This window comes from Haloferax litoreum (assembly GCF_009674605.1).
Taxonomy (GTDB): Archaea; Halobacteriota; Halobacteria; order Halobacteriales; family Haloferacaceae; genus Haloferax; species Haloferax litoreum.
This window is the reverse complement of the sequence record NZ_WKJO01000001.1, coordinates 2,859,761-2,880,261: the sequence shown is the minus strand read 5'-3', so window position 1 is coordinate 2,880,261 and position 20,501 is coordinate 2,859,761. Positions and strand designations below refer to the sequence as shown.

Here is a 20,501-nt window from a genome sequence, read left to right as displayed (position 1 = left end):
GTGAAGACGCCTCCGGAGCAGCCAAGTCGTGGGTCTGGGCGTTGCCGTAGTCAGTCACTGGCCGATTTCGAGTAATCGATTGGTCACTTCCGAAGCGACCACGGGAAGTCACGCCGTCCCGGATACCTCATCGTCCGGAAGGTGTGAGAGGGCACGACGGAGCAGTGGCGGCGTTATTACAGAGGTGACGATGGCGACGAGCACGATGACGGCATAGACCGTGGGCGTGAGAACCCCTATGGACAACCCCAACGCCGCCACGACGAGTTCCATCGCCCCGCGAGCGTTGAGACCGATGGCGAGGCAGATGGTCTCTTCTCGTGTGAGGTCCGTCAACGTCGCGCCGAGCACCACTCCGAGTGCCTTCCCAAGCACGGCAACGGCGAGTGTAATCCCGAACACCAACAGCGTATCCAGCGTGAACAGTCCACTCAGATCGACCCGTAATCCGGCCGTCGCAAAAAAGATGGGCGCGAACAGCCCGAGGGTCACCATCTGAAACACCCGTTCTGTCTCGTTATCGAGTGGGTTCTTGACCAAGACACCTGCCAGGAACGCGCCGAGAACAGCCTCCAGTCCGAGTGCGAGCGAGGCAGCCGCCGTCCCAAGCCCGACGACGACGACGATTGAAAATCCGGTTAACGCGGGCGACCGAACGTAGGAGGTGATACCGAAGAGTGTCTCGACGATTCGCGGGCCGAGCACGGCGACGACGATAACGAACACGGCGAGGACACCGAGCGTTCGACCGACCGCTAACGGATTCGTCTGGCCCGCTCTTGCGATGTCGGACACGACTGTGAGCGCGACCCACCCCGCCGCATCGATGACGACGGCGACAGTGAGAGTGAGTTGTCCCACCGTTCGGTCCATCGCGTCGAGGTCGACCAGCACACGAACGGCGACTGGAACCGCCGAGATGCTCAGGGCTGTCGCAAGGAACAGCGCAAATGGGAGTCGCTGTTCGGGCGTGACGAGGTATCGTCCCGGGAGCGACCATCCCAGGACGAACCCCAAAAGAAACGGCACGACCGAGGCCCCGGTAGCGAGGGCTATCGTCGGTTGGATGTAGCGACGGACCGTCTGAACGTCGACTTCAGTTCCAGCCATGACGAGAAGGAGGATGAGTCCGAGCGACGCGAGGGCTGCCAACTGGTCGGGGACCGGGACGACGATAGCCGTGACGTTCGGGGCGACGAACCCGAGTACCGACGGACCCAAAACCAATCCGGTGAGGAGTTCACCGACAACCGGTGCGAACCCCAGTCTGTCGGCGACCGTCCCAAGCGTATGCGCAGCGGCCAAGACGAGGGTCAGTCCGGCGAGAAACGTGAGTAACCCACCCGACTCGACGGCCATGGTAAAGTCACACTCCGTGGGTCAGCAACGTACGATTCGTCCTCATTACTACCGTCACTCGATAGTCTTCGTCCCCCTCGTCAGTAAAAGTCATCAAAATACACCCGAACAGCCTTCGACTGGCCAGCGAGACGTAGCCATCTGGTCAGTGACCCCGGCTACTGAATCACGTTCGACGACACACTAGAGACTCGGTCCCCAAGCGTCCGTCCACCCGAGTAGACAACTGACCGGCGTGTCGACAGTCAGGAAGCGGACTGCGACGGCGGGGTCGAAAGGTGGCGCACAACTGCGGCAGAGCGGTCAAAAAACAGTGTCAGTCGAACGGCGCCGAGACGCTTACTCTGCCGGCGTCGCCGCTTCCTTCTTCTCTTCGCGTTCGAGTTCTTCGAGGTAGTCGTCGGCGTCGAGTGCTGCCTTCACGCCCATTCCGCCGGCGGTGGCGGCCTGCTGGTAGTGGTAGTCGACGACGTCGCCCGCGGCGAAGATGCCGGGTTCGTCAGTCGCCGTCTGGTTGGCGCCGGAGCCGCCCTTCGCGACGATGTAGCCGTCGTCGTCTCGCTGGACGGCCGTCCCTTCGAGGTAGTCAGCGTTCGGCGTGTGGCCGATGGCGTAGAACACCGCGCCGACGTCGAAGTCGAACTCTTCGGTCTCAGGGTCGTCGAGTTTGGCAGTCGGGTGACCCTCGGGGTGGCGGACCAGCGTGACGTGGTCGACGCCCTCTTCAGGCGACCCGTGGAGTTCGGTCGCTTCGGTGTTGAGCATGAGTTCGATTTCGTCGTCGTCGACTTTCTCCATCAGGCGGTCGACCCAGTAGTCCTCGGCGCGGAACTCCTCGCGGCGGTGGACGAGGTACACTTTCGAGGCGAACTTGGTCAGGAAGTTGGCCTCCTCGACGGCGGCGTCACCGCCACCGATGACCATAATCTTCTCGTCGCGGAAGAACGCGCCGTCACAGGTCGCACACGTCGAGAGACCGTAGCCCATGAGGTTCTCCTCGCCGGGGATGCCGAGCGTCCGGGCGGAGGCACCGGAGGCGGAGATGATGGCGTCTGCGGTGTACACGTCGCCGTTCTTCAGGGTGACCGTGAACGGGCGCTCAGACGCGTCGACGGATTCGATGATGCCGTGGCGAATCTCGGTCCCGAAGCGTTCGGCCTGCTGCTTCATGTTGTTGATGAGTTCGGGACCGGAGATACCCTCGGGGAAGCCCGGATAGTTCTCGACTTCTGTCGTGAGCGTGAGTTGGCCGCCCGGTTCGTCGCCCTCGAAGACGAGTGGTTCGTTGTTGGACCGGGCCGCGTAGATAGCCGCAGAGAGCCCAGAGATACCCGAACCGGCGATGATGAGTTTCCTGTGTTCGACGAAGGAATCGGCGTCTTGCGTCATAGTCCGTTGTTCGCTATACCGGTGCCTTAAGCTTGCGCTGTATTGCGAGGATGGCTACAACACCGCCACGTGATTGCATACCAGATGCTGGACCGACCCACCGCACCGACGCCGGAGCGAAAGACCAGTATCAGTCGCCGACGCACATCTCGCTATGTCCGCCGACCTTCACGAGAAGACGAACCGCTACGAGCAGATGCTCGCCGACGCCCTCGGCGAAGCAGTCCAAGCCGTCCCCGAGGAGACACACCTCGGACACGCCGCCGCCGACTGTCTGGAGATGGCCGAATCGTACCTCGACGACGGCCGTCACTTCAAGGACGCAGACGATTGGGTCAACGCGCTGGCGTCGTTCTCCTACGGATATGGATGGCTCGATGCGGGTGTCCGAATGGGACTGTTCGATATCCCGGACGACTCGCACCTCTTTACGATGTGAATCGTCGGGAGATAATTTAGCCCACGTTCGCGTATTGACACCATGAGTTCCGCCTCGTCGTCGGCCGCTCCTCGCATCTCTGATGCACAACGAACGCTCGAACAGCGGTTCGCGAACCCGTTCTTACGGCGACTCCTCAAATCGCCGCTTCACCGACTCGCCAGTCGGTGGTTCGTGCTGGTCTCGTACGTCGGGCGACAGAGTGGCCGCCGGTACACGTTCCCCGTCGTCTACGCCACGGCGCAGAATGACCTCGTCGTCGTCACGCCGAAGGCCGACAGCAACTGGTGGAAGAAATTTCGCGACCCAACGGCGTGTCACGTCTGGTATCGCGGAGGCCGGTACACTGCGATGAGTGAAGTCACCACGGGCGAGACGGCAGTGCGACTGCTCGATATCTACACATCTTCCCACCCGTTCATGGCGCGCGGGTTAGGACTCTCGAACGACTCTCCTGAACCGACTGTACAACTCTCCGAGGCGACGGAGGAACTCGCAGTCGTTCGGTTCTCGCCCGACAGATAGGCGCGTTCGATACCGGTCAGCCGACCGTCGTCGGCGTCACGTCTGGGTCGTGGTTGGCGAAGGCCGCGACGCAGTCGTCGCGAGTGGCGAAGTCTTTCACCCACGTCAGCGAGGCGTGCATGTCTCGGTCGTTGGTCGTGACGCCCGGGAGGATGCCGCCTTCCCACGATTTCGCGGCGTATCCCACGTCACCAGCAAGGAGCACCCACCCGGCACCCGTCTTGGTGAGGACGGACACGTGGCCGGCGCTGTGACCCGGCGTGAAGACGAGGTAGACGAGGCCATCGCCGAAGAGGTCGAGGCCCTGTTTGAACGGCCCGAATGGAATCTCCGTCAGGTCCAACGGCGTGACGTCGATACCGTCCCACATCGAGGGGATGTACCCGAAATCGTTGCGTGCGTCCCACTCGGAAGCGCTGACGACGATGTGCTCCGCGTCTCGGACGTGTGCCAGTCCGCTCGCGTGGTCGGAGTGGAGGTGGGACATGACGACGTATTCGAGGTCTTCGGGCCGGACGCCAAGCGACGCCAGTTGCTCGTGGACCGCTTGCCCGGCAGGGAGGCGGCCCCAGTACATCGTCGACGAGAGGAACCCGAGGTGTCCGCGCTGGTCGGTCCGGATGTCGCTGTGCCACCCGGTGTCGACGAAGACGGGCCCCTCTGGATGGTCGATGAGGTAGGCAGAGACGGGTACCCACATCCGCTTGGACTTCGGCCGAAGCCATCCGGTGTAGGGCATCGGGTGGCGTGTCTGCTCCCTAAACGCGAGCGCTCGGTCGATGTTCACGGCACCAGTGTGGAACACGTGAACCGTCGTCTGCGTCGTTTCCTGTGTGGTCGAGACGGGTCGTTCGGTTGCCATCGACACTGAGGAAGTGAGCAGTCAGCCTGTACGTTTGTCCGAACATCCTCGGCTATTCAAATACTCCCCCGTGAGCGGAGCGGCTAACTCGCTGCTCTGCGTATCGACGTAGCGACATGGTGACGGCGACGATTGAGATACCGCTCGCCGAAGAGTTCGGCGTGACGGCCATCTCCCGTGACCACCCCGACGCGCTCTTTCGGTACCTCTCTGGAATCGAAGAACCGGACCGAAGTTACGGACTCGTGGAAGTCCACGCAGACGACCTCGACGAACTGCTCGACCAACTTCGAGCGGTCCCCTCGGTTCGCGCGTTCGAACTACTCGACCGCTACGAAGGCCGTGCTGTCTTCCGCTACGAGACGGACGTCTCCGAACTCTATCGAGCAGTTCGCGACTCCGATATCCTTCCGGCGTTCCCGTATACGATTCGGGATGGCGTATTGACCTTCCGAGTGACGACGTCTACAGATAGGCTCTCGCGGTTCGGCGAGACACTTCGGTCCCTTGGGTGGACGTTCGACGTGACCATGGTCTCCCAATCGCTCGACGACACCGACTTCCTCACAGACCACCAGTGGCACGTCCTCGAAACGGCCGTCGACGCCGGCTATTACGACTCGCCGAGGCGGTGTACACTCTCAGAAGTCGCAGACGAGGTCGGAATCGCCCCGTCGTCTGCGAGCGAAGTTCTCCACCGCGCGGAAGGAAGTGTGATTCGGTGGTTCATCTCAGAACGCGGCGAAGAATTGGGCGGAATCCACTGACTACTCGAACCGGAACGTCGCGCCGTCGGAACCGTCTTCGACGTCGACGCCGAGCGCCTCCAAGTCGTCGCGGAGACCATCGGCGCGTTCGTAGTTGCCCGCGTCACGCTCTGCCTCGCGCACGTCCAAGACGAGTTGGACGAGGTCCGCGGCGATGGACACGTCGCCATCGTCGGCCCCCTCGCCGAACGACAGGCCGAACACCTCGCCGCCGAGGGCTTCGAACGTCTCGATTGCGTCGCGGAGCGCGCGGTAGTCGTACTCGTCGCCCGCGTCGAGGTGGCGGTTGACGGCGCTCGCCAGTCCGAGGAGTTCGGCCATCGCCTCGCGGACGTTGAAGTCGTCGTTCATCGCCTCGCGGAAACTCTCGCGGGTCGATTCGACCGTCTCTCGGAGGTCGGTCGCCTCGACTTTGGTTCGCGCGGCGGGGCTATCGCACGCCTCGACGGCCGCCTCGTACGCCCGTTCGAGTCGCTCCCAGCGCTCTTCTGCCTCCGAAATCGTCTCCTCGGAGTAGGTCTGTTCCGACCCGTAGGCCGTCGAGAGGTAGAACGTCCGAATCACGTCGACGCCGAATTCGTCGAGGGCGTTGTCCACGTAGAAGAAGTTCCCGAGGCTGGAACTCATCTTGTCGCCGTCGGTCTGGAGCAAGCCGACGTGGAGCCAGTAGCGGGCGAACTGGTGACCCGTCGCGGCCTCCGACTGGGCAATTTCGTTCTCGTGGTGGGGGAACACGAGGTCACGGCCGCCGACGTGGATGTCGATGGTCTCGTCGAGGTGCGTCATGGACATCGCCGAGCACTCGATGTGCCACCCGGGGCGACCCTCTCCCCACGGCGAGTCCCACGTCTCACCGCACGGGTCCGTGAGGGGTTCGAGGTCCGGGTTACGGTGTTCGGCGGCCGTCTCGGGACTGACGGCACCTGCCTTCCAGAGCGCGAAGTCCGCGGCGTTCCGCTTCTCGGAGCGTTCGGCAGAATCGCCCTGCGACTCCAGTTCGTCGACTCGCTGGTTCGAGAGTTTGCCGTAGTCCTCGAACGTGGTCACGTCGAAGTAGACCGACCCGTTCGACTCGTAGGCGTGACCGCGCTCGACGAGTGTCTGGATGAGGTCGATAATCTCGGGGATGTGTTCGGAGACGCGCGGGTAGACTTCCGCCCGTTTCAGGTTGAGGCCGCGCATGTCGCGGATGACGTCGCCGACGAAGTGTTCGGCGACGGTCGATTCGTCGTCACCGAGGTCGTCTTCACCGATGCGAGCGGCAATCTTCTCGTTCACGTCGGTGAAGTTCTCGACGTGGTGGACGCGGTAGCCCTCGTATTCGAGCCATCGGTGCATGATGTCCGCGTGCATCCAGAGGCGGGCGTGACCGAGGTGAGCGTCGTCCGAGACCGTCAGTCCACAGACGTAGAGCAACACGTCGTCGTCGCTTCGAGGCTCGAAGTCCTCGCGTTCTCCCGTCAGCGTGTTGGTCACGGACAGCGTCATTGCTCTCGGGTACTCGTGGGACGGTTTTCAACCCGTCGGAACCCGTCGGTTCCACGCGGTTTTGGTTCCGGTCGGACGCTGTCCGTCCCAGTCGGTGGGTGCAGATATTCTGCCGGACAGTTCACCGTCTCGCGGTGACCTCGTAGTGGAGTTCGACGATTCCAGAGTCGTAGGTTCTCGTGTCGAGATGCTGTAAGCCGTACGTCTCGTCGTTTCTCTCGAACAGTGGAATTCCGCTTCCCAAGAGGACTGGAATGAGCGAGAGACGAAGTTCGTCGACGTGGTTCGCGTCCAGAAATTTCCGGGCGAGTTGTGCGCCGCCGACCAGCCAGGTGTGGTCGTACTCACGCTCGAGTTCGGTCGCCACAGAACCGATATCCCCGTCAACGAACTCGACTGCATCGGTGGCCCGTGGCAGGTCTCTGTGAGTCAACACGTACGTCGGTCTGTCTCCGTATGGCCACTCGCCGAAGGTGAGTATCTGCTCGTACGTCGTTGCCCCCATAACCAGACAATCGATGCTCGCGAAGAACTCCTCGTAGGCGTCGGCGATATCGCCGTTCGCTGAATCCTGCTCGAATTCGTCGAGCCACTCGACCCCACCATCGTCGTCGGCGATGTAGCCGTCGACACTCGCTGCGATGTAGAGTGTGACTTTGCCGGTACTCATGGCAGTTGTTGCTGCGGTGAAGGCAAATAGCTCTCGTCACGGTACGGGGGACAGCAGACCCACTCAGACGTAGACTGATTCGCTCGCAGATTCGACGATTCGCAGAGCGGCCGCACCTTGTCGACGTGGGACGACGACGGCCAAGGAATCACCCGCGACGCCCGCAGCGTCGACCACGACCGACTCGGCGTCGAGTCGGGACAGAACCGTCGTGAGGTAATCCGTTCCCACGTCGCCCTCGGCGATGATTGCAGTGAGCGGCCCACCCCCCGCGAGTTCGACCCCCGCGACCGAGAGGACCGGGTCGCCGTCCGACTCCTCGATATCTTCGCCGACGAGGCCGACGCCGCTTCGCATCGTGACTGTCACCTCACGAGACTCAGATTCGAGGTCGGACAGGTCGTCGGCGAATCGGCGAAGCGCGGCAGCGACTGCGTCGTCGTCGCCGAGGTCCAGATAGGCCGCGGCAGCGGCGTAGTTGACGACACCCGCGCGGAGGGCGGCGAGGAGGAACGGTCGTTCACGGACGGCGTCGCGTGCGTCGGCGGCGAGAGACATGGTCGAGGGGTCGTCGTCCGAGCGCAAAAAACCGCGCCCTCGGCGTATCCCGCCACCGTATCGTGTGCCCACCTGAACGGGTGGCGAACCTGAGTTGGCCGAACGCGAAGATTCCTTTCCGGGATGCGAAGTCCATAAGACAGTCCCGTCATAACCCCCGGACATGCAAGCGCTGGTCATCGTGGCGCACGGGTCGCACCTGAACCCGGATTCGAGTACGCCGACCTACGACCACGCGGACACCATCCGTGAGGTCGGCGCGTTCGACGAGGTCCGAACCGGCTTCTGGAAAGAAGAGCCATCGATTCGGGAGGTTCTCAGGACCGTGGAGGCCGACGAGGTGTACGTCGTCCCACTGTTCATCAGTGAGGGCTACTTCACAGAGCAAGTCATCCCACGTGAACTCCGTCTCGACGGGTGGGACGTGGCAGACTGGGACTCAGATGGCCTCTCGGCGTCGCACGTCACGCTCACTGCCGAAGACGTCCCCGAGAAAACAGTCCACTACTGCGGACCGGTCGGGACCCACGAAGCGATGACCGACGTTATCGTCCGCCGAGCGGAGTCCGTCACCGGTGACCCGAACGTCGGCGACGGGTTCGGCCTCGCCGTCGTCGGTCACGGAACCGAGCGCAACGAGAACTCCGCGAAAGCCATCGAGTACCACGCCGACCGGATTCGGCAGATGGGCCGCTTCGACGAGGTGCAGGCGCTCTACATGGACGAAGACCCAGAAGTCGACGACGTGACCGACTACTTCGACTCCGAGGACATCGTCGTCGTCCCGTTGTTCGTCGCCGACGGGTTCCACACGCAAGAAGACATCCCCGAGGACATGGGCCTGACCGACGACTACCGGACAGGCTACGACGTGCCCGCCGTGGTCGATGGCCACCGTATCTGGTACGCCGGTGCCGTGGGAACCGAGGGCCTGATGGCAGATGTGGTGCTCGAACGCGCCGCCGACGCAGGGGCAGATATCGGTGACGCGCTCGAAGTCGTCCGTGAGAAGACACGGGCAACGGAGGAGGTCTAACGTGAGCAACCACATCGACGCGGTCGTAGACGCTGCAAGGGACGGTATCGAGCACGACGGATTTGCAGTCACGTTCGAGGACGGGACGTACCGCCTCGACACACCAGAGATGACGTTCGAAAACCTCTCAGAAGACGAACTGTACGACCTCTTTACGCAGTGGGCGGACGAAGCCGGCCACGATTGGCACTTCTGGTCAGACGTTGTCGGCGACGTATCCCAGCACCGTCGAGCCTTCTTGCAGTGGGTCGAAGGCTTCGACGAACGACCCCTCAACGAACGATACGAAGCGCTCCGCAATGGCGTCTCCACAGAGTGGGGACAACTTCGAATCACGGTCGAACTCGACGATGACACACGCGTCTACGACGTTCGGCACGTCGACGATGCCGACGTGGACACAGACGAGTTGGACCCGTACCACGACCCACTCGCTGCCCGACAACTGTCCACCTACGACGAGAACGGTCGCTACCGACCACTGAAGTCAGGGAACAACCTCGCCGGTGGATGGGTCTTTCCGGACATCGACGCTCATACTCTCGTCGAAACGGTCGAGACGTTCTACCCAGCGTCCGTTCCGAACTGGTACCGCGAGCGCGAGGGAACGCTCGACGTGGAACACTGGGAGGATACGATTGGTCGGCAGACCGGGATGTACAGCGTCATCGAGACGTGGAACCGCGGCGACGGCCACGAACACGTCGACTGGGTCGCCGAGGCCTGTTGTGACGACTCGCAGTGTGTGAAGCGCCGCGAATGGCAGTGCGACGACGAGACGGACCTCGACGTGGACGGCGGCGACGGCGTCTTCCCGTGCCGCGAACCGTGTTCACTCGTCATCGCGGCCTCTCGAAAGTGGACGCGTCTCGAAGGCGAAGAGACGCAGACCTACGAGTTCGAACTGACGCCGTCGGAGAAAGCACAGGTCGAAGAAATCATCGAGGCCGTCGCCGACGGCCGAATCGACGACATCCGCGAGGCGGACGTGTACGAAGGTGCCAACCGGTACCGGACTCGGTTCCTCCGCGCGAAGTTGTTCGACGAAGACGGAAACCTCTGTGGCGTCCCGACCGACGACGAGTAACTGACTCGAAGACGGGACGCGGCTTTCAGTCGCGCGTCTCTTTCACCGAATCGCCAGTGTCAACGCCGCGAAGACCCCACCCACGACGACGACAGCACCGAGTGTGATGGCGAGACTCTCGAACACCGATGCGACAGCGACGGCGAGGGCGAGTGCGACGGCGGCGAGAAGCAAGAGCGGTCCTGCTCGTGGGTCGACCCGTGGCAAGGCTTCGCCGAGCGAACCCACGAGGCCGTCGTTCGATTCGACCTGTGGTGGTTTCGAGAGCGTCTCGTCTATCTCGACGGGGGGTTTACCACCCTGTCCGGGGTTGACGGTCACGTCGACGTACGCCGTCTCCGACCCGTATCCGGAGACGATTTTGAGCTTTCCGCTCACCGGTTCTGCCGGCGGCGAAACCGGCAACCGAACCGACTTCGTCTGGCCGCCGTCGACGAAGTGATTTCCGTTGGCCAACGTGACGACGCGCGAGAGGTCGTCGTCGATGTTGAGGTGGACGTGAACCGCCTGTCCGAGATTTTCGAGTTCGACGGTGAACGAACCGGTCGTCGAGAACGATGGCGAGACCGAAAGGTCGTGAGGGCGCTCGGCGTTCAGCGAAACGGTGAGCGGCGCGTTCGACACGATAGCACCGTCAAGTCGAGAATAGAAAAACGTTCAGGTCCAGTCAGTCGTCGCGCATGTCCGGCGGCAGGAGGTTCGGAATACCGTCCTCGATGGGGTACACCTCACCGGTGACCGTGCCGATGAGTCGTCCTTCGATGATTTCGTCACCGTCTCGCTCGTCGACTTCCAACTCGAGTTCGCTCTTGTCGAGGGGGTCACAGAGGATGTCCATCAGGGATTCTTTCATCGTCGTGACGGTGGATTGCGTGAAGTAAAAGCGTACGGGTTCGACGCCGTCAGCCGACGGGTTCTGGACCGTCCCGTCGTTCGTCACGTGACGATTCGCTCGCCGGCCTGTGCGGCGAGATTACTCGTCGAACGGGTTTGCGAGGTGGACGGTCTGTGCGCGGTCCGGACCGACGCCGACGGCGTAAATCGGCACGTCGAGTTCCTCGGAGAGGTACTCGAGGTACTCTTGTGCGGCGTCCGGGACGGCGTCGTAGCCTTCTTCGGCGACTTCGGCCCAGTCGACTTCCGGCCACGTCTCGAACTCCTTGAGGACGGGTTCGCACTCGGCCCAGCGCTCGGTGGTCGCCGGCATGGTGAGTCGTTCTTCGCCCTCCAGTTCGTAGGCGTGTCCGACCTTGACCTCGTCGAGGCCTGCGAGTACGTCGAGGTGGTTGACGGCGATGCCGGTAAAGCCGCTGACACGGGCGGCGTGGCGGAGCATCGGCATGTCGAGCCATCCGATACGGCGCGGGCGGCCGGTGACGGTCCCGAACTCGCCGCCCTTCTCGCGGATGAAGTCTGCGAGTTCTTCGTCGCGTTCGTCGTCCTTCAGTTCGGTCGGCATCGGTCCCTCGCCGACGCGAGAGAGGTACGCCTTGACGATGCCGACGACTTCGCCCTGCCCGACCACGGTCGGTCCGACACCGGACCCCGTCGCCGCGCCGCCGGCCGTCGGGTTGGAGGAGGTCACGTACGGGTAACTGCCGTGGTCGATGTCGATGAGCGTCCCCTGTGCGCCCTCGAACATCACGTTCTCGCCCGCCTCGCGGCGTTCTGCGAGGAAGTCACCACAGTTGATGGCCATGTCGTCTTCGCGGAGGCGACGGCCGAACTCGGTGAACTCTTCGACGAGGGCTTCGATGTCGCACTCCTCGCCTGCTTCGAGTCCGTACACGTCCTCGATGAGGGCTTTCTTCTGCGGAACGACGTACTCGAGTCGCTGGCGGAGCACGTCGGGGTCCAGAAGGTCGCCGACGCGGATGCCGCGACGACCCGCTTTGTCCTCGTAGGTCGGGCCGATGCCGCGTCCGGTCGTACCGACGACGAGGTCGGAGTCGGAGTCGGCTTTCGCCTCTTCTTCGATGTTGTCGAGACGACGGTGGTACGGCATGATGACGTGCGCACGCTTGGCGAGACGCACGTCAGGGTCGAGGCCACGTTCGCGGAGGGCGTCGATTTCGGAGAAGAGCGTCCGGGGGTTGATGACACACCCATTTCCGAGCACGCCCACTTTGTCGCGGACGGCCCCGCTCGGGACGAGCGATAACTTGTACTCTTCGCCGTCTTCGACGACGGTGTGGCCGGCGTTGTCGCCGCCTTGATAGCGGACGACGATATCAGCGTCGCCGCCCCACAGGTCGACGAGTGCGCCTTTGCCCTCGTCGCCGAGTTGCGAACCGACGATGGTAACAGTCATACGTCGGCCGTTCCCCGCGCCGCACTAAACAGATTACGGTACTGGCCGAGGAGGAATACATATGTGTGCATATATTTGTGTCGCGTACGGCTATTCAAGCCACGAACTCGCATTACCGTGGCGACGAATAACACAACGGTTATTTAGTTTCCTCGTATAGGTCGCGATATCTTATTATTCGCCGACGTGGAGGGCAAGGCTTAAAGCCTCCCAAGAAGAGTTAACAAATGGCATGATAGACCGACTTGAGAAAGAAGTCGATATGTTGGAGCGCCATCTCCAGGTCCTGAAGATGGTTATCGATAACGAGCCGATTGGCATCGTCAAGATGTCGAACGAGACTGGCTACCCCCACCACAAGGTTCGGTACTCGCTCCGCGTTCTCGAAGAAGAGAACCTTATCGAGCCCTCCAGCCAAGGTGCGATCAAGACCGAGCGAACCGACGAGTTCGTCGACGAACTCGACGACAAGCTCGACGAGATTGTCACCAAGCTCGAATCGATGAAGATCGAAGAAGCAGCTGAAATCGAGAGCTAAGATTCCGATACACGCGGTCGTTCTGTCTCTGATTACCACGACGAGTCACCTCTGACCGTCGCGGAGACGCCCGCGTCCACGGTTGACCCCTCGGCACGCCCCGTCCGGGTTCGAGACACGGGGCTGCACGAGGCGTTCGTGACCATTCACGAGCGGTGTCGCTCTTCTCTGCCCCCGTTCTCTCGTCACTGTGTCTACTATTCGACCTGCGAACGTCTCGAGAAGATTCGGTCACCCGACTACAGGTCGGGGACGTTGAGGTGGAACTCGCCGCTTCGGGCTTCGACCAGACAGAGGTGGTAGCCCTGTTTCCGCGAGAGTTTCACGAAGCTCTTGCGCTTCGAGCGACTCAGCAGTCCGCCACCGGTCTCGGCGGTGGCCGCTTCGAGGGCGTCCGGTTCGAAGAAGCTCTTCGTGACGACGAACGCCGACCCGAGCGACTCGTTGGCCTCGGCGACGGCCTTCGAATCTTTGATGAGTCGCGTGACCATCGACTGCGTGGCCGGGTCGCGAGAGTTGTTCAAGTTGGCGACGAACAGTGGGTTACCCATCTGGTCCCGGAAGATGACGTCGAACTTTCGGGGTTCGGTCTCTCCCTCACCAATCGGCACCGAGACGGTCCCGTAGAGTTCGATTCTGTCCGCTTTCGGGATGGAGTCGAAGACGCCGGAGAGCGACGACCGGTTGCCAGTCTCACCAATCTCGTAGAGGAGGTCGGTGACGGCCCACTTGGCGAACCCGTACTCGGGGGCCTCGTGGAGGAACTCCTCGTACGGTTGCCCGTCGACGCCGAGTCCGTCGGTGTCGAACGTCGTGTGGTGTTCGAGACGGAGGTTCTCGACGACGTCTTCGCGCTTTGCCTGCCCAGCGTGGGCCTTCTCCAGTGTCGCGCCACTCTTCTTCGCGTAGCGGACGAACAGGTTCGTCCCGCGAAGCGCTTCGTCGGCCGACATCGACCGGTCGGTGGACGTGAGTCCGGCCTCGTCCAGTTCCGACCTGAGGCGGTCGACTTCGGATTCGAGTTCGTTCACTCGACGCTCGAGTTCTTCCGCGCGAGATTGGTGTTCGTCGCGTTCCTTCTGAATGGCATCTCGTTCGGATTCGAGGCGGTCACGCTCCGCTTTGACCTCCGAGAGTTGTTCTTTAAGTGAGATGACTGCTTTCGACGACGCCGCTGTCGCCGACTTCGCCGACTGCTTCGCGTCCGAGGAAGCGCTCGAAGACCGACCTGAGGCCCGTTTCGGTTGCTGTGTCCCCTGTCTGGACGAGGCCGTTTTGGACTCGTTCTTGTCTCTTCGTTTTCGAGGCCGACGAGAAGAGCCGGGTCGTTCGCCGGCAGTCTCGCCTTCTGAATCGCGCGGGTCGAGCGACGGAATCGACCGTGCGTTTCGCCACTCAGCCTCGGCAGAGAACACGTCGTCGCCGGTCTCACCGTCGGCGGATTGGGCTGAATCGCTACCGTTCTTTGCACCCGTCGCCGGTGCCGACGACGGAGACGAGACCGAAGACGTCCCCGACGTGCCGTTGGAGTCACCGGGTTCGGCTCGTTCGACCGGTGCCGTCGCCTGTGCTACGGACTCGTCGGATGTGGTCGCTGTTGCCGACTCGCCTGTCGTGTCTGCCCGTGTCGGACTCGAAGACTCCGCGCTCGCACCAGACGACTTGGATGCTTCGGCAGCGTCTACCGCCGTCGTCTCGGGAGACGACGAGTCACTCGCGGGTTCGATTTGTTCTTCGTCGTCGACGCTCCCCGCCGTCTCGGCCTCGGAAACAGTACCTGCTGTCCCCGTTGTCGACTCGTCTTCAGCTGCCGCGTCGTCGCTTTCGTCGTCTGGAATCTCGACGAGGTCGATGTCCACGTCGTAGACTTTGTAGATGCCAATCTCGTCGTCGGCGAGTTCGAACGCCTCGTCGTCCGTGACGAGACGTTTGCTGTTTCCGACGAACGCGACACTCATCGACTTCCCACCGTGGTAGACGACGTAGTAATCACCGGACAGAACGTTCTCGGAGAGTTCGACGTACCCGGTGAACCCACCTGCAGAGAGTGTTCCGTCGGCGTCGGTCAGCGGCGTATCTTCCGTGTAGTACTGTGCGCGAACCTCGCCGCCAGTCTCTTTCATCGTGTAGAGAAGCGGGAGCGATGCGTCTGGCGCTCGGTAGGCCTCGAACGATTCGTCGTCGAAGTCGGCTATCGTCCCCTCGAAGACGCCGAGGAGACGACCGTTGAGCATGAAGCCCCACGTCATGCCGGCTACGACGGCACCGGAGAAGCCGTCGTCCGCGAGTGACCGGAGGCCACCGTAACCCCCACCCGACGGTGCGGAATCCCACCCAGTCACCGCGTCGATGATCTCGCTATCCATTTGCCGTTACATCACAGTAAGTGAATCAAATACTTTCCGGGCGATTCCGTGGGAACCAGCCACATCGGCCCCATCGGAGACACAGGTCGAGGTAGTTCGGAGATGACCACTTTCGACCGACGGACGATGCGTCGGGAGAACGATTATACCATCCCGACGAGACGAATCGGTCGTGACCAGACACGACGACGCGTTCGTTCGCTACCTCCGGTCCAAAGAGACGGTGGACGACCACGCGCTCCACCGACCGACACTCGCGGACCTCGGAGACCGTCTGGAAGACCACGCCGAGTCGAATCCGGGCGAACCGCTCCGCGTCGTCTCCGTCGGAGCGGGGACCGGTGCGATGTGTCGTCGCCTGCTCTCGTGGGGCGTCTTCGACGCGCACGACGACATCAAGTACGTCATGGTCGACCGGCGAACGGGAATGGCCGACCAAGCGGCGAAAGCCTTCGCGAAGTGGTCGCACGCCGCCGGATGGTCGGCCGAACCGACACGAGACGGGTTCCGAATCGAGCGCCACGGACGGCGCGTTTCGCTCACGTACGTGACGAGCGACCTCTTCGACGCCATGTCGGCCCTCCCGAAGGCACTCGACCTCGTCATCGCGCACGCCGTGTTCGACCTCCTTCCACTTCGCCGCGCCGTCGATTCACTCGTCTCTCGCCTCGTCGACGGCGGGTACCTCTACGCACCCATCACCTTCGACGGGAGAACGGCGTTCCGCCCGTCACACGAGGCAGACGACGAGGTGCTCGCCGCCTACCACGAGACGATGCACGACGGCGACAGCGCAGGGACGGACGCCGGTGCGGACCTCCTCTCGGTCCTCCCGCAGTTCGGCGCGAACATCGTCAGTGCGGGCGGGTCCGATTGGGTCGTCCACCCAGAACACGAGGACCACGAACGTGTCTTTCTCGACCGAATCCTCGGGTTCGTCGAAGAGTCGGTCGGTGCTGCCGAGACCGTGGACAACGAGACGCTCAAACGGTGGCTTGCGACGCGACACCAGCAGTTAGAGCGCGACCAACTCTCGTACATCGCCCACAACGTCGATATTCTCGCACAACTCGGCTAATCTTTCGTCGGGGGAGTTCTCGGCGCAGGCGTCTCCACGTCGATTCGGCCAGAGACGTACAACCAGTCGCGACCGAATCCGAGGAGCAGACCGCTCGCGGCGAGACCAGCGACGAGAGGCATCCACCTGTCGGCAACTCCCGGTGCGAGTGCAATCGGAACGACGGCCATCTGGAGGCCAGCGAGGACACGGCGGGACGTTCGCGGTGGAAGGTCGAACGTCGGCCGCCCGGTCCGCGTGCGCCACCAGAGACCGGCGACGAAGAGGTACCGTGCCGCACCGACCGAGAGATACCACCACGGCAACTCACCGAGGACGACGGCCGTGAGCGGGGCGACGAGGAGGCCGAACGCGTCGACGGCGGTATCGAGTCGTCCGCCAAGTTCCGTGACGCGGTTCAGACGACGGGCGAGAAACCCGTCCAGCACGTCGAGCACGACGGCGACACCGTAGGCCAGTGCAGCAACCCACGGCACCCAGTCGGGAGCGGGACCCAACGCAGCGACACCAGCGAGTCCACCGATACCAGCCACGAGGACGCCTCGGGCCAGTGTGACGACAGTAGGGGCACCGAGCGTCTCGTAACTCACTCTCTCGTTGCCTCTCCACTCACTCGTGTGGACGTTCTCTGCCGCGTGGGCGTACGTGTAGGCCCAGAGTCCCCCGACGACGAGCACTGCCCCAGTCGTCCACCTCGCGGCGCTCACAGCGCCAGCAACGCTTCTGAGGGCGGCCCCCACGCTCACGACGCCAACGATTGCGAACAACCCGCTACCGAGAACTCGCCGGCGAGTCTGTCGTGTCGCCGTCGACAGAGTGCGCTCAGTCGTGGTCGGTGAGTTCTCAGACATCGTCGACGATGGCACGTGCACCGATGGCGGCCACTGTCGGGAGACCGAATCCGATGCCGACAGTGAGCACGAGGATGAGCCCGGTCTGGAAGAACGGGTCCAGTGCCCCGTGCCACCAGAGACGGGCGACGTGGACGCCGAGCGCAACCCCACCGAAGGTGAGTCCCTGCACGACGGCGCGGCGAACTGACGTTGCGAGGAGACCAACGAGGATACCGCCGACGACGAGGCCAGTCCAGTGGAACGACGCGGCGACCAGTCCGACCAGCGTGGCGACGACCAACGCGAGTTCGGCGCGCCGCCCGGTTCGGACCTCGGAGAGGACGCTCATTGGCCACCTCCGAAGACGATATCGGGCGACCCAGACGGTCGGTCGAGTGTGAGCGCCTTGTACTCGCCGTCGGCCCACTCGTCGAGTTGGTCGTGGTAGTGGCTGGACCAGAAGACACCGCGTTGACCGCCGGGGATGACGCCCAGTGAGTCGTCTTCGTCCGAGAAGTCGACGACCATCCGCCAACTACTGCCCGCCTGCGTCGACCCGGCGGAGCGGAAGTTGAACACGGTGAAACGCGACCCGTTCATCGGGCGCTCGGGGTAGTTCGTGAACTCACGGTCGAACGGGTGGTTCATATCGAGCGTGTTGAAGTCGCCGTAGGTCTCCCATCCCTCCTCGTCGAGTCGGTCCGCGGTGCGGTTCATCGCCTGTGCGGAGATATCGGCACGGGTCTCCGTGTGTTCCAACGTCGAACGGTTGTCGTACCACTGGGAGTCGGCGTCCAGTCGCTGGAGGACGGACAGACGCGGGTAGTACGAGTCGTCCATACCCTGCGGTTCGAACTCGTCGGCGAACGTCGCGGTTCGGAACTCGTCGACCCAGATGCGATAGACGAGTGCGGCGCGTGAGTCGGCGCGCATCTGACCGTCCCAGCCCTCGAGTTCGGCGGACAACTCCCGTGCGCCGGGCGACATCTGCGCCACAGCGTCGGAACTCGTCGCGTATGGGGAGAATCCGGTCGCCGCCTCGGAGCGCACGTCGCGTTGTACCTGCTGCATCGTCTCGACAGTCACGTCTCCGTCTGCGACGGCGTCGTCCAGTAAGTCGTAGATGCGCTGCCCGCGGTAGGGGTCGGCGTAGGTCAGAGAGGTACCCATGTAGAACGCCGGGCCGTCGATGGTTCGCTGGTTCGCCGTGGCGAGGACGTCCGGATTTTCGACGTGTGGGATGGACTCGAACGGCACGAATCCGTCCCACGAGGATTGGCCGTAGGGTTCGTACCCACGCCACTCACCCTCTCCGGCGGACCCGTCGAAGATGGTGTCTCCGCGGACGACTTCACCGTCGGTGACGCGAATCGGGTACTGTCCGGCGGGGTAGTACAGCGTGTTCCCCGCGCGGTCCGCGGCGACGAAGTTCTGCGCGGGCACGTCCCAGATGCGGAGTGCGTCCTGAATGTCGTCAACCGAGTCGGCGTGGTTGAGTCGATAGACGCCGAGTGACTCGTTCGTCGCGGAGAACCCCGGCCACGCGACGCCGACGGTCCGGCCGCCGCGTTCGATGACAGGCCCGTGGACCGACTTTCGAACGGCTATCTCGACGTTCTCGCCGTCGGCGACTTCTATCGTCTCCGTCTCGGTGTCGAACTCGCGGACCTCGCCCTCGTAGACGTATCCGCCGTCGCGCATCTCGTAGGTGTAGAGGTCGGTGAAGTCGCCGCCGACGTTCGTCACGCCCCACGCGGCATCTGCGGTTCGGCCGATGACGACCATCGGGATGCCGGGGAATCCGACACCGCGAACGTCCATCTGGTCGGTCGAGAGGTGCATCTCGTACCAGACGGGTGGGACGGTCAGTGCGAGGTGCGGGTCGTTCGCGAGGAGTGGTCTGCCAGACGCGGTGTGTTCGCCAGAGACGACCCAGTTGTTCGACCCGTAGGTCGGGTCTTTGTCGTAGGCGTCGGTCCACTCGGCGAGGGCACCGAAGTCGCCACCGACGTTCGCGTTCGTCGCAGACGCGTTCTCGACGACATCCGCCGGCGAGAACGGTGCCGCATCAGACTCGGCAGGGTCACGGATGATGGGCACGTCGTGGTCGAGTGTCGCCGGGTAGAGTTCCGTGGCGTTCGTTCCGAGACGCGACACCGCAGTCGCTCGGCGGAGGTCGGCAAACGACCCCGACAGTTGCCACGAGATGAGTTTGCCGACGAGGAGGGTATCGGTCGGCGTCCACGCCTCGAACTCGGCGTCGAGGAGAGCGTACTCCGGCGGAAGTGGTCCCGTTCCAGCGTAGTGGTTCACCCCGGCGGTGAACGCCTCGATTGGGGTTCCAACCTCGGTTCCGCGAACCGATTGCCACGACGCCTCGGCGGCGGACTGGAAGTCGAGACTCCGGTAGAAGCGGTCGGATTCGAGCGTCGACTCGCCGACGACGGCCGAGAGTTCCCCGCCGACGAGTCGTCGCTGGAGGTCCATCTGGAACAGTCGGTCACGCGCCTGAACGTACCCGACTGCGAAGTAGAGTGCCTCCTCGTTCTCCGCGTCGATGTGCGGGACGCCGTCGTCGTCGTACCAGACGCTCGCGGGCCCGTACGGACTGTCGACCTGTGTCGCCCCTTCGGGGGCGGCCGATTCGTAGAGGTCGCCTGACAACGGGGCAGCGAGTCCGAGGAACGACCCTCCGAGGACCGACGTGGCCACGAGCGCCGCGGTACACACAACGGCGACGGCGGCGCGGGTCGTGGTATTCATACCCAAAGGGGCGTCCGGATTGCGGATAAGTATTCCTCAAATGACGTTTGTGAACGGACGCCGAGTTCTACGGTCGCCCAGTCTGCCAGTCTCGAAGTTCGACGCCGACGAGGAGGAGCAGATAGGTCACGAGACCCGAGAGGACGAGAACGAGGACGCTGGCACCGACCGTCTCGACGGCGACGCCGACAGCGACGAGTGTCGTTACGACGGCGACGACCTGTACCCGCTGGTCGTCCCACAGCGTTCGCACGCGGGACCGCGCTCGGAGCAACAGTGCTTCGACGACGAGTGCACCGATGATGCCGACGAGAATCGCACTGAGCGTACTCGGCGGGCGAAGCACGGCGACACCGACTGCGACGGGTATCGCGACGACGAGTGCGAGTTCGGCGTCTCTCCGTCGGCCCATAGAATCCGTCAGACGGCAGG

21 protein-coding genes are annotated in these 20,501 nt (G+C 63.1%); 7 read left to right on the top strand and 14 right to left on the bottom strand.

What is annotated here, in order from left to right:
- Positions 1-108: 108 nt before the first annotated feature.
- Complete coding sequence (locus GJR96_RS14895) at positions 109-1,359, bottom strand: cation:proton antiporter (protein ID WP_151163658.1); 1,251 nt, start codon at positions 1,357-1,359, stop codon at positions 109-111.
- 339 nt (positions 1,360-1,698) lie between these two features.
- Positions 1,699-2,748, bottom strand: a complete 1,050-nt coding sequence (locus tag GJR96_RS14890) for an NAD(P)/FAD-dependent oxidoreductase (protein ID WP_151163656.1) — start codon at positions 2,746-2,748, stop codon at positions 1,699-1,701.
- A 154-nt stretch (positions 2,749-2,902) separates the two neighbouring features.
- Here GJR96_RS14890 and GJR96_RS14885 point away from each other — a divergent pair, with 154 nt between their 5' ends.
- Together GJR96_RS14885 and GJR96_RS14880 are read left to right on the top strand one after the other, a co-directional pair.
- A complete protein-coding gene (locus GJR96_RS14885; RefSeq protein ID WP_151163654.1) occupies positions 2,903-3,187 on the top strand; it encodes a DUF357 domain-containing protein in 285 nt (94 codons plus the stop codon).
- Between the two features lie 42 nt (positions 3,188-3,229).
- Positions 3,230-3,712, top strand: a complete 483-nt coding sequence (locus tag GJR96_RS14880) for a hypothetical protein (protein WP_195759387.1) — start codon at positions 3,230-3,232, stop codon at positions 3,710-3,712.
- 16 nt (positions 3,713-3,728) lie between these two features.
- Here GJR96_RS14880 and GJR96_RS14875 read toward each other — a convergent pair whose 3' ends face one another.
- Complete coding sequence (locus GJR96_RS14875) at positions 3,729-4,574, bottom strand: N-acyl homoserine lactonase family protein (protein ID WP_151163652.1); 846 nt, start codon at positions 4,572-4,574, stop codon at positions 3,729-3,731.
- Positions 4,575-4,690: 116 nt separating this feature from the next.
- Between GJR96_RS14875 and GJR96_RS14870 the strand changes: the two genes are divergently transcribed.
- A complete protein-coding gene (locus tag GJR96_RS14870; protein WP_151163650.1) occupies positions 4,691-5,341 on the top strand; it encodes a helix-turn-helix domain-containing protein in 651 nt (216 codons plus the stop codon).
- Here the strand turns inward: GJR96_RS14870 and cysS are convergent, their stop codons facing one another.
- The 3 genes from cysS to GJR96_RS14855 all read right to left on the bottom strand — a co-directional run bounded on the left by cysS (position 5,342) and on the right by GJR96_RS14855 (position 8,057).
- Positions 5,342-6,829 (bottom strand): cysteine--tRNA ligase, encoded by a 1,488-nt coding sequence (gene cysS, locus GJR96_RS14865; RefSeq protein ID WP_151163648.1) that lies wholly within the window; start codon positions 6,827-6,829, stop codon positions 5,342-5,344. It lies immediately after the preceding gene.
- Positions 6,830-6,950: 121 nt separating this feature from the next.
- Complete coding sequence (locus GJR96_RS14860; protein WP_151163646.1) at positions 6,951-7,499, bottom strand: dihydrofolate reductase family protein; 549 nt, start codon at positions 7,497-7,499, stop codon at positions 6,951-6,953.
- A gap of 63 nt (positions 7,500-7,562) precedes the next feature.
- The gene (locus tag GJR96_RS14855) at positions 7,563-8,057 is read right to left on the bottom strand and encodes a DUF7523 family protein (RefSeq protein ID WP_151163644.1); all 495 of its coding nucleotides are present in this window, start codon (positions 8,055-8,057) and stop codon (positions 7,563-7,565) included.
- Between the two features lie 163 nt (positions 8,058-8,220).
- On the opposite strand from GJR96_RS14855, the gene GJR96_RS14850 reads away from it, so the two are divergent.
- Both GJR96_RS14850 and GJR96_RS14845 read left to right on the top strand, forming a co-directional pair.
- The gene (locus tag GJR96_RS14850; RefSeq protein WP_151163642.1) at positions 8,221-9,093 is read left to right on the top strand and encodes a CbiX/SirB N-terminal domain-containing protein; all 873 of its coding nucleotides are present in this window, start codon (positions 8,221-8,223) and stop codon (positions 9,091-9,093) included.
- 1 nt (position 9,094) lies between these two features.
- Positions 9,095-10,180 (top strand): DR2241 family protein, encoded by a 1,086-nt coding sequence (locus tag GJR96_RS14845; protein ID WP_151163640.1) that lies wholly within the window; start codon positions 9,095-9,097, stop codon positions 10,178-10,180.
- A 42-nt stretch (positions 10,181-10,222) separates the two neighbouring features.
- Here the strand turns inward: GJR96_RS14845 and GJR96_RS14840 are convergent, their stop codons facing one another.
- The 3 genes from GJR96_RS14840 to GJR96_RS14830 form a co-directional block, all read right to left on the bottom strand.
- Positions 10,223-10,804 carry a DUF7524 family protein gene (locus tag GJR96_RS14840; protein WP_151163638.1) on the bottom strand — a complete coding sequence of 194 codons (582 nt, stop codon included), beginning with the start codon at positions 10,802-10,804 and terminating at the stop codon, positions 10,223-10,225.
- A 43-nt stretch (positions 10,805-10,847) separates the two neighbouring features.
- On the bottom strand, positions 10,848-11,033 hold the full coding sequence (locus GJR96_RS14835) for a methytransferase partner Trm112 (RefSeq protein ID WP_013035425.1): 186 nt from the start codon (positions 11,031-11,033) through the stop codon (positions 10,848-10,850).
- Between the two features lie 120 nt (positions 11,034-11,153).
- Positions 11,154-12,491, bottom strand: a complete 1,338-nt coding sequence (locus GJR96_RS14830) for an adenylosuccinate synthase (RefSeq protein WP_151163636.1) — start codon at positions 12,489-12,491, stop codon at positions 11,154-11,156.
- Between the two features lie 232 nt (positions 12,492-12,723).
- On the opposite strand from GJR96_RS14830, the gene GJR96_RS14825 reads away from it, so the two are divergent.
- Positions 12,724-13,029, top strand: coding sequence for a hypothetical protein (locus tag GJR96_RS14825; protein WP_058573470.1), 306 nt, complete (start codon positions 12,724-12,726; stop codon positions 13,027-13,029).
- A gap of 239 nt (positions 13,030-13,268) precedes the next feature.
- Here the strand turns inward: GJR96_RS14825 and GJR96_RS14820 are convergent, their stop codons facing one another.
- Positions 13,269-15,395 carry a DUF7527 domain-containing protein gene (locus tag GJR96_RS14820; protein WP_151163634.1) on the bottom strand — a complete coding sequence of 709 codons (2,127 nt, stop codon included), beginning with the start codon at positions 15,393-15,395 and terminating at the stop codon, positions 13,269-13,271.
- A 172-nt stretch (positions 15,396-15,567) separates the two neighbouring features.
- Here GJR96_RS14820 and GJR96_RS14815 point away from each other — a divergent pair, with 172 nt between their 5' ends.
- The gene (locus GJR96_RS14815) at positions 15,568-16,473 is read left to right on the top strand and encodes an SAM-dependent methyltransferase (RefSeq protein WP_151163633.1); all 906 of its coding nucleotides are present in this window, start codon (positions 15,568-15,570) and stop codon (positions 16,471-16,473) included.
- Here the strand turns inward: GJR96_RS14815 and GJR96_RS14810 are convergent.
- The 4 genes from GJR96_RS14810 to GJR96_RS18300 form a co-directional block, all read right to left on the bottom strand.
- Positions 16,470-17,324, bottom strand: coding sequence for a CDP-alcohol phosphatidyltransferase family protein (locus GJR96_RS14810; RefSeq protein ID WP_151163632.1), 855 nt, complete (start codon positions 17,322-17,324; stop codon positions 16,470-16,472). The two genes, GJR96_RS14815 and GJR96_RS14810, sit on opposite strands and share 4 nt — an antisense overlap.
- Positions 17,317-17,655: a hypothetical protein gene (locus tag GJR96_RS14805; RefSeq protein WP_151163631.1), complete on the bottom strand. Its 339-nt coding sequence runs from the start codon at positions 17,653-17,655 to the stop codon at positions 17,317-17,319. Before GJR96_RS14805 ends, GJR96_RS14810 begins: the two co-directional genes overlap by 8 nt.
- Positions 17,652-20,069, bottom strand: a complete 2,418-nt coding sequence (locus GJR96_RS14800; protein WP_151163630.1) for a penicillin acylase family protein — start codon at positions 20,067-20,069, stop codon at positions 17,652-17,654. Before GJR96_RS14800 ends, GJR96_RS14805 begins: the two co-directional genes overlap by 4 nt.
- A 67-nt stretch (positions 20,070-20,136) precedes the next feature.
- Positions 20,137-20,481 (bottom strand): hypothetical protein, encoded by a 345-nt coding sequence (locus GJR96_RS18300; protein WP_225317745.1) that lies wholly within the window; start codon positions 20,479-20,481, stop codon positions 20,137-20,139.
- Between the last annotated feature and the right edge of the window lie 20 nt (positions 20,482-20,501).